The sequence below is a fragment of the Legionella sp. JM-2024 genome (genome assembly GCF_055389095.1).
Genome location: NZ_AP039388.1, coordinates 1,537,982 through 1,551,954, shown reverse-complemented (window position 1 = coordinate 1,551,954; position 13,973 = coordinate 1,537,982). Strand labels below are relative to the sequence as shown.

The following is a 13,973-nucleotide window of genomic DNA, read 5'->3' as shown; positions in this document are numbered from 1 at the left end:
TTCTTTTAACTGATACATGGTTCTCTTTTCCTATTTAAAGAATTTACTTGTTTTAACCAGGTTTCCAGGACTACGGTATTTCCCAGACTATCCAATAAAGATGCTTCATTAAATTGTCTCACATCTCCATGCCATATTTGTGTATTTATAAAATCTATTTGGTAAGTGTAAAGTGATTTTTCTGCATTGACATTTACTTCTTTGGGTGTTGGTTCATTATTGAGGTAGATAAAAATTTTATTATTCTCGCAATTGGGCAACCAGGGATTTGTTTCAACTTTTAAATGGCCTTTTGTTCCATATACCTCAAATTGCCAATACATCTCAATATCGTCCGCAGTAGAAACAACAGCTATCGTATCCTCTTCAAATTTTAAAAGAACACTGGCTTGATTATCTGTATTGTTTTGAGGATTCATCCTTCCAATCCCACTTATTTCAACGGGTTCAGCATTAGCAAGCAGTCTTACCAAAGATATAGGGTAACATCCAAGATTTCGTATACTTCCTCCAGAAGTTGGATTTGCGACTTCTGCAATATTTGCCGTATAAGTGGCATTATATAATTTTACCTGACCTATTATTTTGCTTTGAATAATGTCTTGGAGTGTTCTTGTAAAGGGATGATACTTATACATCAATGCTTCCATACAAAATACATTTGTTTTATCAAGAACTGATGTGACTTCATGAATTTCTTCTATGCTAATGACAAAAGGCTTTTCGCATAAAATATGTTTCCCCGCTTGTGCGCAACGAATAATCCATTCTTTATGCAAATGATTAGGCAGTCCTATGTAAATGGCATCAATCTCGTTATCATTAAGCAAAGATTGATAATTATCGTAAAATTTTGGAATGGCAAAATTTTCAGAAAATTGTTTGGCTACTTCTATTGATCGACTTCCAATAGCTATAAGTTTACTGGTTTTCGACTCTTGAATCGCATTGGCCATGACTTCAGAGATAAAGCTTGTACCTAAAATTCCCCATTTTATTGGTGCTTTAAACATAAATCCCTTCCTGTGAATTTCATGAACGTTAAAAATAAGCAATTTTTAGGACTTACGAAAAACGACAAGGTCAAGGCATAAAATGTTTTCAATGAGGGGGTTAGAAGGTACTAAATGATCGAATTGAAAACATTTTATAACGAAGAGATTGAAGTTTTGCCTAAGTCCTAATTTAAAATTTTTGCTTCAATCTATTTGAATTATTTCAGTTTAGCAAGCACCAATCTTTTCTGTACGCAAAATACTTCAAAATGCTGTTTTGGAGTTTCTTGGGTATAAGTCCTGAAAGTAAGTTGGTATCTAGTAGTATCTAGTATTTTATGAAAATTTTTCAGAAAATACTCTCCTCGTTATTCAATACATCAGGACTACAACCACAAGAAAGAGAATAAATGCGTTAGTAAATCCTTACTAACAAAAATCACTTAAATTTCCTGGTCTAAGTTATTAAAAAAGCTATGGTAAGCAGTTAAATTTAGTTATCATGTTATTATCCATTATTTTACGGTTTTTAAATGCGCTCGATAGTAATTATACTTTTAGCCTTTATTTGTTCTTCATTAGTACGAGCTAATGACGTCAATATTTCAACCGTAACTAAAGATGGCAATACAATTTTTTATCTTCAAGCAGGCGCTTATAACTTGGAAAAGGATGCTAAAATACGCCAAAATGAGCTTGCCAAATTGATAGATCAACAAGTTGAAATTAAGAATCTGGCAGATAAACACCTTTACCTTGTACAAGTTGGTCCCATTGATGATTATCAAACGGCCAGAGCACTCAAAGAAAAATTATCTCAAAAAACAGAAAAACAGCTTAATCAGATTAGCAAGAACCAAACCTCTGCACTTGAAGTAAGCCAACCCCCCAAACATTTAGAGCAACCACAAACTGCTCCCTCCGGCAGTAAATTATGGAATTTGAGAAATGCCGATATTCGAGCTGTAATCGCGGAAGTATCTCGAATTACAGGTAAAAATTTTGTGATAGACCCAAGAGTACAAGGAAAAGTATCTATTGTTTCCTCGACTCCATTATCCAATCGTGAGTTATATCAAGTTTTTCTCTCCGTTCTACAGGTATCCGGTTATGCCGCAATACCTAATGGAGAAATCATAAAAATTATTCCCAATATCGATGCAAAAACACAGTCGCCAGATCTACTCAGCGGAATGAAGACACCCCCAAGGGGTGACGACATGATGGTCGCTGTAGTACCAGTTCATTATGTTCCTTCTGAACAACTTGTACCAGTTCTAAGGCCATTAATGCCACAGTGGAGCAGTGTTTCAGCTTATGCTCCTTCTAATATGCTAATATTATCCGGTCGAGCAAATAATATTAAAAGCCTCGCGGAAATTATCAGGCAAGTGGATAGTTCCAATGCTAATGGAATCGACATGGTTCGTTTACAGCATGCTCTGGCTATGGATGTAGCAAATACCTTAAAGGATCTGGTTAAAACGCAACCAGGTATTGGCAGCAGAACACAAATCACTATTGCTGCTGATGATCGTTCGAACTCAATTTTAGTCAGCGGAAGCAAAACAGATAGAATTCGTCTGCGAATGCTCATATTAAAATTGGACAGAGAGAGTTCTACAGGGGTCAATTCCAATACACAGGTCGTTTATCTCAATTACTTAAGAGCAGAAGATTTAGTACCCATACTAGCTGGGATAGCTCAAGCTAATTTTAGTGGCAACGTAGGAACAACCATAGGAACCATTACAAGACCAGCATTAGACAGTACTAATCCAGCATCCAGTCTTGCCAATACTTCTGCTGATGGGCAAAGTTCCGCATCAAATTTGTCACCACCAACCTCAGCCCCTCCAAGTTCTTCAGCTGCAACAGCAAATACGACATCGGCAAGTACTCAAAATGAGGGATCCACTAAACCTACAGTACAGATAATTGGAGAGCCCAATACTAATTCGATTATCCTTAATGCACCAGCCTCAATTATCCGAATTCTAAAAACGGTTATTTCTCAGTTAGATATAAAACCGGCACAACTATTAATTGAAGCCCTTGTTGCTGAAGTAGATCAAAAAGATGTTAACAATTTAGGGATAGAATGGGGATCCAATCAACAAACAGGTAATCCCAAAGATTTCAGACCCGGTTTTGCCATTATTAACAGCAAAACAAGAATAGATGACTTCCAGGCTCAAATTTATGCTTTGGCAAGAGAGCAAAAGGCTAATATTTTATCAACTCCTTCTGTAGTAGTTCTTGATAACCGTCAGGCTAAAATACTCATAGGTAAGCAGGTTTCTGTAGCCACAACCAGTTATCCAAATAATGCAGGTGGCACCACCACAGCAAGTCCCTTTACAACTTTTGACCGGGTTAACGTTGCTTTACACCTCTATGTAAGGCCACAAATTACTCGTGGACAAGGTATTCAATTACAAATCGATCAAGGTAATGACACCTTGGATCCAGCCAGTACAACAGATAGTACAACAAATCCTACTTTTAATATCAGTAGTATTGTTACCTCGGTTCAAGTTGAAAGTGGTGATATTGTTGTGTTAGGTGGATTAACTCAAGATAGCCTCGGTAATGACAATAATAAAATACCCATTTTAGGAGACATTCCCGGAGTAGGCAGATTATTCCAGCGAAACATCCGTAACAGAGACAAGCGCGTGTTAATGGTTTTTATAAAACCGATTATACTACGTAATGAGAGAGACAATTTACATATTACTGGTGAAAAATATAATGATGTACGACAATACCAGCTGGATTGGTTACGATCACAAGAAGCTTTTGAACAAACTGATGATGAAACAGTACTACCACCCCTAACCCAGGGAAATTTACCAGTACCTTTTAGTAGTCCTCCTCCACAGTATTTATCACAAATGACTAAATAAATCATGGGAAACGACGAAAAATTACTTAAAATTCCTTATAGTTTTGCAAAAAGCAATGGACTTGTTGTGGGCGAGATGAAGGATGATCATGCTCTTATCTACCATTTGTCTGCCACTTCCTTACAGGCATTTGCTGAAGTAAAACGATTATTACAATGTGACCTGGATCTAAAACAAGTAGATGAATCAACCTTTCAACAACATTTAGCGAATGTCTATCAATCCAAATCTTCGATCCTAGATGCTGCGGAAGGCATGGAAGAGGATATGGATTTATCTTTATTGGCAAGTCAACTTCCTGTGAGTGAAGACTTGCTAGAAAATCAGGACGATGCCCCTATTATCCGTTTGCTTAATGCCCTGTTTACCCAAGCCATTAAACAAAAAGCCTCTGATATTCACATTGAAACTTATGAAAACAGAGTATTAGTACGTAATCGAATCGACGGTGTTCTGCAGGAAGTCCTTGAAATTCAACGAGCAATAGCACCTTTAGTTATTTCCAGAGTTAAGGTTATGGCGAAATTGGATATAGCCGAAAAACGAATCCCTCAAGATGGTCGAATTTCTCTACGTATCGGAGGCCACAACATTGATGTCCGGGTCTCAACTTTACCATCAAATCATGGAGAACGTGTTGTTTTAAGGATATTGGATAAACAAGCAGCACAATTGGATTTAAGTCTTTTAGGTATGCCTCAGCATACACTAAAAATAGTAAGGCAAATGATTGCTGAACCTCATGGCATTATTTTAGTCACAGGTCCTACAGGCTCTGGTAAAACTACATCCCTATACGCTATGCTTACTGAGTTGAATCAGGTTAGTCGCAATATACTAACTATCGAAGATCCAATAGAGTATGATTTGGCAGGTATAGGGCAAACCCAAGTAAATACCAAAGTTCAAATGACATTTGCTAAAGGCTTGCGAGCTATCTTGCGTCAGGATCCGGATGTCGTAATGATAGGAGAAATCCGCGATTTGGAAACCGCTGAAATTGCTGTTCAAGCCAGCCTGACAGGGCACTTGGTGCTTTCCACCCTCCATACTAATAGTGCATTGGGAGCATTATCCCGTTTGCATGATATGGGAGTTGAATCCTTTTTATTATCATCCAGCATAGTTGGCCTCATTGCACAACGTTTGGTCCGCAAGTTATGTTCCTATTGTAAAACGCCTCACGAATTAAGGGAGGAAGAGAAGGAGTTAATGGGCCTTAAACCAGATGCTGATGTGTCAGAAGTATTTGAAGCGAAAGGATGCGATCACTGCAATCACTTGGGATACAGGGGCAGAACGGGTATTTATGAATTAATTACCGTAGATGAAACACTACGAGGAATGATTCATCGTAATGAAAACATTCAAATTATGGAAAATTATTTAAGACCAACCACACCAAGTATACGAGAAGATGGATTTAAACGAGTTCTTTGCGGCGACACATCGCTAGCCGAAATTTTAAGAGTAACTTCTCAAAATTAATGATTCTAAAAAATAGTCCATGCTAGTGAAGCATAACAAGATACTTCAACTTGTTATATGTCTGTGTTAAAGCAATACCAAATTTGACGTCATAATAGTGATGAGTACCCAATTTGCAGCTACTTTTGTGGTAATCAATACAACTAATTTATTGATTTAGATACCCTACAAGAAAATTACTCAGTCACTTTACGCCAGGTTGTACCAGTTCCACTATCCTCTAACTCTATTCCCCGACTTAATAAATCAGCCCTTATCTGGTCAGCTTTTACCCAGTTACGTTCGGAACGTGCTTTAATACGCTCAGCAATGAGTTGTTCAATAGCAGCTCTATCTATCTCTTCCAAACCGGATTGTAAAAATGACTCAGGATCTTCCTGCAAAACCCCAAGTATACCGGCAAGGCTTTTCAAGGTATTAACCAGCACTGAAGAATTGCTTTTATTGACTTCATGAGTTAACTGAAAAAGAACAGATAATGCGACAGGAGTATTAAAATCATCATTCATAGCTTGATTAAATTGTTCAAGCCAATAAGCATCCAATTCACTATTCCCTGATTGAGATGGTACATCTTTAATAGCCTGGTAAAGTCTAGTCAAACCCTTTTTAGCGTTTAATAAATTTTCTTCTGAATAATTCAGAGGGCTTCGATAATGGCTACTTAAAAGAAAATAACGTATTACCTCAGGATGATGAGTTTTTAACACATCGGCAATGGTATAAAAATTCCCTATTGATTTTGCCATTTTTTCACCATTAACCTGTAACATTCCAACATGCAACCAGTAATTAGCGAACGGTTTATCGGTAGCAGCTTCACTTTGAGCAATTTCATTTTCATGGTGCGGAAATTGCAAATCCAATCCACCTCCATGAATATCAAATTGTTCACCTAATTCATGCATAGCCATTGCAGAGCACTCGATGTGCCAGCCTGGTCTTCCCTCTCCCCAAGGTGAAGGCCAACTAGGCTCACCTGGTTTTGCTTTTTTCCATAACACAAAATCAAGTGGTGAACGTTTTTCTTTTACAATTTCAATACGAGAACCTGAAATCAAACCTTCTATATCTTTATGAGATAATTTGCCATACTCTGGAAAAGTATCGACTTCATAGCACACATCGCCATTATCACTGACATAGGCATTGCCCTTATCCAGCAGGCGCTGAATTAATCGAATTATAGTTTCTATATGTCCTGTTGCCCTTGGTTCAAGATCCGGAGGCAAAATATTTAAAGCTTTGGTATCTTGATTCATCGCATCGATGTATTGAGAGGTCAACTCATCTATGGAGATACCTCTTTCAGAAGCTCGGGTAATAATTTTATCATCAATATCTGTAATATTTCGAACATAAGTCACATCAAACCCTTGTGATCTTAAATAACGAACTACCACATCAAATGCCACCATTGATCGAGCATGCCCTAAGTGACAATGGTCATAGACAGTGATTCCACAGACATACATCCCTATTTTTCCGGGTTTTAAGGAAATAAATGGCTCTTTTGTTCTGGTCAAAGAATTATATAAATGCAACATGACTGCCCCTTAACTCACTTTACCCCAAGTATCTTTCAAATCAACCACCCTATGAAAGGCTTGAACACACCCATTGACCGTTTTGTTGACACCATAATAACCTAAACGTTCGAATTGAAATACATCACCTTCCACCTGTTCCGCCATTGATGGTTCACAGTATGCTTGCAGAGTTTGTAAAGAATCATGATTCAGAAACTGGAAATAATCCTCTTCTCGGGCAGGATTAGAATCAGTAAACAATCTATCATATTGATAAATAGTCACAGGATAAGCATGTGCACAGGATACCCAATGAATCACGCCTTTCACTTTACGATCTTCAGGGTTTTTACCTAAGGTATTTTCATCATAGGTACAATGCAATTCCGTTATGTTTCCTTTATCATCGCGGATAATCGACTCACACTTGATAACATAGGCATGACGCAAACGAACTTCTGCGCCTGGAGATAATCGGAAGTATTTTTTAGGCGGATCCTCCATAAAGTCAGATTTCTCGATATAAATTTCCCGAGAAAAAGGCAAACGTCTCTTTATTGATTCAGTATTCTGTGGATAGAAAGAAGCTTCTATCTGCTCCACTTTACCTTCAGGGTAATTCAAAATAACTATTTTCAAAGGATCCATAACACATAAAGCACGCTTCGCTGTTTTGTTAAATTCAGCACGAACACATTCTTCAAGTAAAGTCATATCAATCACGGAATCACTTCGAGATATACCAATCATTTCACAAAATTGTCGAAGTGCAGCAGGCGGATAACCTCTTTTACGCATGCCACGTAATGTTGGTAAGCGTGGATCATCCCATCCTGAGACTATCTTTTTTTCAACCAGTTCACGTAATTTACGCTTGCTTGTAACAGTATGAGATAAATTTAATCGAGCAAATTCAGTTTGTATTGGCTTCGCTGGCAAAGGCAAATTATCAACTAACCAATCATAGAGAGGTCTATGATCCTGAAACTCCAAAGTACATAAGGAATGTGTTATTTTCTCCAAAGCATCAGAAATAGGATGAGCATAATCATACATAGGATAAATACACCATTCATCCCCTGTTCGTTGATGACTTGCATGACGTATACGATACAAAACCGGATCACGCATATTTAAGTTTCCTGATGTCATATCAATCTTTGCTCTCAAAACATGTGTTCCATCTGGAAATTCACCTTCTTTCATGCGGGCGAATAAAGCAAGATTTTCTTCGACTGATCTGTTCCTGTATGGGCTTTCACGCCCAGGTTCTTGTAAGGTACCTCGAAAGGCCCGAATTTCTTCCATGCTCAAGCTGTCAACATAAGCCATATCTTTCTTGATAAGATAAATAGCCAGCTCATACAATTCATGGTAATAGTCGGAAGAATGAGTCATAGCACACCACTCAAATCCCAGCCAACGAACATCCTCAATAATTGCGTTAACGTATTCTTCTTCTTCTTTAATTGGATTGGTATCATCAAAACGTAAAAAACATTTTCCTTTGAATTCTTCTGCGAGACCAAAATTCAGACAAATAGACTTGGCATGCCCAATGTGAAGATAACCGTTTGGCTCGGGAGGAAAACGAGTGACTATGGTTTGATGTTTTCCGCTTGCTAAATCATCAATGATTAATTGTCTAATAAAATGAGCACGTTTTTCAGTTTGTTCTGTCATACTTTACTTCCACTATTATCTATTGCCTGCCTCATGGAGCCCAATAAAACCGCCCCAGCCTGCAGTGAATCTTTATTAGCGTCATAGGCTTCAATGATTTTGTTTATTAATGCCGCACCAACAATAACCCCATCCGAAAATTCTGCAACTTGTGCAGCCATTTCCGGTGTTTTTATTCCAAATCCAACCATTAAAGGTAATTTAGATTGCGCCTTTCGTTGCAGATATTGTTCTTTTAGTTGGGGTAACTTAAGAGCATCGGATCCAGTTACCCCTTTTAATGAAACGTAATACAGATAACCATTAGCATGTTGGTTAATGAAATTCATTCTTTCTGCTGAAGTAGTCGGAGAACATAAATAAATACTATACAAGCCATGTTTTTGCCAAACTCGAGAAATTCCATCAGCTTCTTCAGGTGGCAAATCAACCAATATTGTGCCATCTACTCCGGCTTCTACAGCATGTTGAGCAAAAAGATCATAACCATACTGTTCTATAGGATTTAAATACCCCATCAAAATTATTGGTGTTTCGGTGTCCTCTTTACGAAACTCTCTCACCATATTCAATACATCATCACAGTGAATAGAATGAGACAAAGCTCGCTCCATAGCCCGTTGTATAACCGGTCCTTCTGCCATAGGATCAGAAAATGGTATCCCCAACTCCAATATATCAGCCCCAGCTTTAACTAATTGATGCATCAAGTTCACAGTCAATTCAGGATGAGGATCTCCTGCTGTGATATAAGGGCTTAACATTTTTTTTCCAATGGCTTTTAAATTTTCCAGAGTTTTATCAATTCGGTTCATGTTTTACCTGAATAATTTATCAAAATTAAATTGTTATGCCGTCAATAGCAGCTACAGTGTGAATATCTTTATCACCACGCCCAGATAAGTTTACTATTATACTCTGTTCACTTGACATGGTTTTAGCCAATTTCATGGCGTAAGCTACTGCATGACTGGACTCCAATGCTGGAATAATCCCTTCTGTATGGGTTAATGTACGAAAAGCGTCTAAAGCCTCTGTATCATTTATAGATTTATATATAACCCGCCCTGTGTCTTTTAGATAAGCATGTTCAGGCCCAACACCAGGATAATCCAGGCCAGCTGATACAGAATGTGTATCTTTTACTTGCCCATACTCATCACAAAGCAAATAGGTTCTATTGCCATGTAAAACACCAGGCTTCCCGGCAATCAGAGAGGCGGAATGTTCTCCCGTTTCTAACCCCTTACCTCCTGCCTCAATACCATAAATTTCTACAGATTGATCATTTAAAAATGGATAAAATAAACCTATTGCATTGGATCCTCCTCCAACACAAGCTACCAGGGCATCTGGCAAATGGCCGGTTTTTTCCAAATATTGCGCCCGAGCTTCAATACCTATAATCGCCTGAAAGTCTCTAACCATTTGAGGATATGGGTGAGGACCAGCAACAGTACCAATAATATAAAAAGTATCGTCAACATGACTTACCCAGTCTCTTAATGCCTCATTTAAAGCATCTTTCAATGTCTTCGATCCGGAAGTCACAGGAACGACTTCAGCACCTAACAATTTCATTCTATAAACATTACTGGATTGACGCTTAATGTCTTCCGAACCCATATACACGACACATTGAAACCCAAATTTAGCAGCAACTGTTGCCGTTGCAACACCATGTTGACCTGCTCCTGTTTCAGCGATCACTCTAGTTTTCCCCATGCGTTTGGCAAGTAAAGCTTGTCCAACGGTATTATTAATTTTATGGGCTCCAGTGTGATTTAAATCTTCACGCTTCAAATAAATTTGTGCACCGCCTACTTTCTTGCTCAAATGTTCAGCATGGTACAGTGGATTTGGTCGTCCAACATAATCTTTTAATTCGGACTGTAACTCAGCAAGGAAATCCGGATTATTACGATATTTGGTATAAGTATGCTCTAATTGTTTTAAAGCATGAACCAGGGTATCAGCAACAAACATACCACCATATGGGCCAAAATGGCCAAACTCATCTGGAAGCTCTCTTTTATTCATACTATCCCCATATTGCCTTTATAAATTGGCTCATTTTTAAATGATCTTTGACTCCAGGTAAGGCTTCAATACCACTGCATACATCAACTGCATAAGGACAACACACGTTTATTGCCTCTAAAACATTAGACTCATTTAGTCCACCAGCTAATATATAAGGTTTTGATAAATTTCCAGGAATAATCTTCCAGTCAAAAGTTAATCCTGTTCCACCCTTCTCTTTATCTGATGGTGTATCCAATAATATCGCTCTTGCATCAATAAATTTATCAATAGATTGTTGTATTTGCATCGCTGTCTTAGGATGAATAGCCTTGATAAACGGCTTATTAAATTGTCCGCAAAACTCTGAAGTTTCCTCACCATGAAATTGCAGTAATTGTACAGGAATTTCATCGATTATCTGTTGTACAAATGATTGTTGAGGATTTACCATAACTGCTACAATATCAACAAAAGCAGGTATATTATTAACTAAGATCCTCGCTTTTTCCAGCGACACATTGCGCGCACTCTTGGGATAGAATATTAAACCAACAGCATCAACTCCCAAATGAATGGCATGCTCAATATCTTCTGAGCGTGTCATACCACACATTTTGACTCGTACGCGGGATGGATTCAATTATTTCTCCCAAAGAAACAAAGGGCCAGGGTTACTTTGAAGCACCCCGAATTCTTGAGGATAGGCAACATGCACTAAATAGAGACCATAAGGAGGTGCAGTTTCTGCCCCCAACTTTCTGTCTTTCGCTTTCAAAACATCATCCACCCAGGTTACAGGATGTTTTCCCGATCCAACCGCGATCAATACCCCTGCTATATTTCTTACCATGTGATGCAAAAAAGCATTGGCAGTAATATCAAGGACTACCAAGTCCCCATGTCTTGTGACCTGTAATTGATGGATATTACGCATTGGTGTATTAGACTGACATTCCACAGAACGAAATGAAGTAAAATCTTGCTCACCTAGAAGGATTTGTCCCCCTTGCTGCATTAAACGATGGTCTAATTGCCGATATTGCCATGCCACATTGCTACGCATTAATCCAGGACGTATTGCTCCATTATAAATGATATAACGATACCTTCGACTAATAGCAGAATATCGAGCATGAAAGCTCTCAGGCACCTCTTTACCCCATTTTACACAAATGTCTTTAGGCAAAAAAGAATTAGCCCCATGAATCCAGGCTCGTATACTGCGTTCTTTTTCACAATCAAAATGAATAACCTGATTAGTTGCATGAACACCAGTGTCGGTTCTACCCGCACAAACAATAGAAATAGAACAATCTGCAACTTTTGATAATGCAAATTCAACCGCTTGTTGAATAGTATGCAAGCCAACTTGAGCTTGCCAACCATGATATTGGCTACCATCGTATTCAACCACTAAGGCAATACGCATTCAATTTTCCTGATAAAAGGGTCAATTTATAACACCCTCTTTCTTTTGTCTATATCTTTTAAAACATTAACCCATATATGGTATTTGAATAGTACAAGTCAAATTCGTTATAGTATTTCTTTCAACAAAAAAATAGAGATACTTATGAGGATTTTGGTAACAGGTGCATCCGGTTTTATTGCTTCCCAATTGGTTACCGATCTGATACTCGATGGTCATGAAGTCATTTGTTGTGTACGTAATGTCAAGCGTACTCAAAGACTTTTCCCCAAAGCCAAAGTTATTTTTTGTGATTTTATAAACGATACCAAACCAGAAATCTGGATAGACAGACTGCAACATATTGATGTTGTTATCAATTGTGTGGGAATTTTATATCACCCTAATGCAAGGGTGATATGGAACATCCATTATGAAACTCCCAAAGCATTATTTGATGCCTGTATAAAGTCAGGAGTAAAAAAAATCATTCAAATTTCAGCTTTAGGAATAGATAAAGTGGATGTAAATTACGCCACCAGTAAAAAAGCCATTGATGATTATTTATTGAGCTTCCCCGTACCTTCAATTATAGTAAGGCCTTCTTATGTCTATAGCAAAAGCACATATGGAGGATCCTCTCTATTCCGTGGATTAGCTGGAATACCCTTTTTTACTATCATACCAGGAAAAGGGACACAGAAATTTCAACCAATCCACTTAAATGATTTGTCCAGATCGATAGTGAAAATGGTCACAACAACTATAACCCAAAGCATTGTTTTGCATGCTGTAAATGAACGGGTTATTACATTAAAAGAAATACTAATAAAAACGCGTTCATGGCTTGGGTTTGCTAAAACAAAAATAATCCTTATACCTTTATCATTGATTCGCCTGTTGACACGATTAGGTGATTTGTTCCCTTATTCAACTATCAATACCGTTTCTTATAAAATGCTCGCTAGTGATAATATTACTACACCTGAAGAAACCAAGATCTTTACAGATTTAGTAGGCTTTAGCCCACGTGATTATGAAGAAGGGCTTTATAGCCAACCTGGCTCAGTACAGGATCATTGGCATGCTCGATTGTATTTCCTTAAATTACCTTTAAGACTGGGAATATCCTTTGTCTGGCTTTGGACAGCGATATGTTGTTTGTTTTTTTATCCTAAAAGCAGTTCTTTATTGATGTTTTCACAAATAGGTTTTTCATCTTTCTGGCAGTCTATTTTATTCTATAGTACTGTCCTTTGGGATGCTTTGTTAGGTTTATTCATGTTGTTTAATTATCGATTTAAATTGACCAGTATATTGCAATTGATTACGATGTCAGCATATACGGTTATTATTACCCTGAAACTACCTTACCTTTGGTTGGATCCTTTTGCACCGATAGCCAAAAATGTTCCTTTATTAATAGCTATTTTAATAGGTCTTGCTTTGGAGACTGATAAATAATGCTCTATTTCTGGTTGAAACTCATTCATGTATTAAGCTCAACTATCTTGTTTGGCACAGGCATAGGCACAGCAAGCGTTATGGTTTATGGGCATAGAACAAAAAATCCAATTGTTATTGCAGCTATATCAAAATACGTAGTTTTTGCTGATTGGATATTCACTGGAACATCTGGAATATTGCAGCCGATTACAGGATTAGGTATGGTTTACCTCGCTGGCTTTTCCTGGACCTCTTTCTGGATTCTTGGATCAATTATTGGTTATGTTATTGCAGCAAGTTGCTGGTTCCCAGTGGTTTATCTACAAATCAGAATGCGAGATTTAGCTTTAGAAGCAGTAAAAAATAATACTGATTTACCAAACGAGTATTACCAATATTTCAATTATTGGTTTATTCTGGGATGGCCCGCATTCTTAAGCCTCATTGGAGTTTTTTATTTGATGACCAATAAACCTGTCTTGTAATATTA

The 13,973-nt window shown here is 37.7% G+C and carries 11 protein-coding genes; 4 read left to right on the top strand and 7 right to left on the bottom strand.

Annotated elements, in window-relative coordinates; translation table 11 throughout:
• Positions 1-5 precede the first annotated feature (5 nt).
• Positions 6-1,013: a Gfo/Idh/MocA family protein gene (locus tag ACZ5EK_RS06875; RefSeq protein WP_464432135.1), complete on the bottom strand. Its 1,008-nt coding sequence runs from the start codon at positions 1,011-1,013 to the stop codon at positions 6-8.
• 515 nt (positions 1,014-1,528) lie between these two features.
• On the opposite strand from ACZ5EK_RS06875, the gene lspD reads away from it, so the two are divergent.
• Both lspD and lspE read left to right on the top strand, forming a co-directional pair.
• Positions 1,529-3,904 carry a GspD family T2SS secretin variant LspD gene (gene lspD / locus ACZ5EK_RS06870; RefSeq protein ID WP_464432133.1) on the top strand — a complete coding sequence of 792 codons (2,376 nt, stop codon included), beginning with the start codon at positions 1,529-1,531 and terminating at the stop codon, positions 3,902-3,904.
• Between the two features lie 3 nt (positions 3,905-3,907).
• Entirely contained in the window at positions 3,908-5,392 is a 1,485-nt protein-coding gene (gene lspE / locus ACZ5EK_RS06865) for a GspE family T2SS ATPase variant LspE (RefSeq protein WP_464432131.1), read from the top strand.
• A gap of 176 nt (positions 5,393-5,568) precedes the next feature.
• On the opposite strand, the gene cysS is transcribed toward lspE, so the two are convergent.
• Genes cysS through truA form a run of 6 tightly spaced genes read right to left on the bottom strand, consistent with a single transcriptional unit; the run spans position 5,569 to position 12,058 of the window.
• Complete coding sequence (gene cysS, locus ACZ5EK_RS06860; protein ID WP_464432129.1) at positions 5,569-6,939, bottom strand: cysteine--tRNA ligase; 1,371 nt, start codon at positions 6,937-6,939, stop codon at positions 5,569-5,571.
• Positions 6,940-6,948: 9 nt separating this feature from the next.
• Positions 6,949-8,604 (bottom strand): glutamine--tRNA ligase/YqeY domain fusion protein, encoded by a 1,656-nt coding sequence (locus tag ACZ5EK_RS06855; RefSeq protein WP_464432127.1) that lies wholly within the window; start codon positions 8,602-8,604, stop codon positions 6,949-6,951.
• A complete protein-coding gene (gene trpA / locus ACZ5EK_RS06850; protein ID WP_464432126.1) occupies positions 8,601-9,419 on the bottom strand; it encodes a tryptophan synthase subunit alpha in 819 nt (272 codons plus the stop codon). The genes ACZ5EK_RS06855 and trpA overlap by 4 nt, the downstream gene beginning before the upstream one ends.
• Before the next feature lie 25 nt (positions 9,420-9,444).
• Entirely contained in the window at positions 9,445-10,644 is a 1,200-nt protein-coding gene (trpB, locus tag ACZ5EK_RS06845; protein ID WP_464432124.1) for a tryptophan synthase subunit beta, read from the bottom strand.
• Position 10,645: 1 nt separating this feature from the next.
• The gene (locus ACZ5EK_RS06840; RefSeq protein ID WP_464432123.1) at positions 10,646-11,269 is read right to left on the bottom strand and encodes a phosphoribosylanthranilate isomerase; all 624 of its coding nucleotides are present in this window, start codon (positions 11,267-11,269) and stop codon (positions 10,646-10,648) included.
• Complete coding sequence (gene truA, locus ACZ5EK_RS06835) at positions 11,270-12,058, bottom strand: tRNA pseudouridine(38-40) synthase TruA (RefSeq protein ID WP_464432121.1); 789 nt, start codon at positions 12,056-12,058, stop codon at positions 11,270-11,272.
• A 144-nt stretch (positions 12,059-12,202) separates the two neighbouring features.
• On the opposite strand from truA, the gene ACZ5EK_RS06830 reads away from it, so the two are divergent.
• Positions 12,203-13,501 carry an NAD(P)H-binding protein gene (locus ACZ5EK_RS06830; RefSeq protein ID WP_464432119.1) on the top strand — a complete coding sequence of 433 codons (1,299 nt, stop codon included), beginning with the start codon at positions 12,203-12,205 and terminating at the stop codon, positions 13,499-13,501.
• A complete protein-coding gene (locus tag ACZ5EK_RS06825) occupies positions 13,501-13,968 on the top strand; it encodes a DUF2269 family protein (protein WP_464432118.1) in 468 nt (155 codons plus the stop codon). Before ACZ5EK_RS06830 ends, ACZ5EK_RS06825 begins: the two co-directional genes overlap by 1 nt.
• Positions 13,969-13,973: the final 5 nt, after the last annotated feature.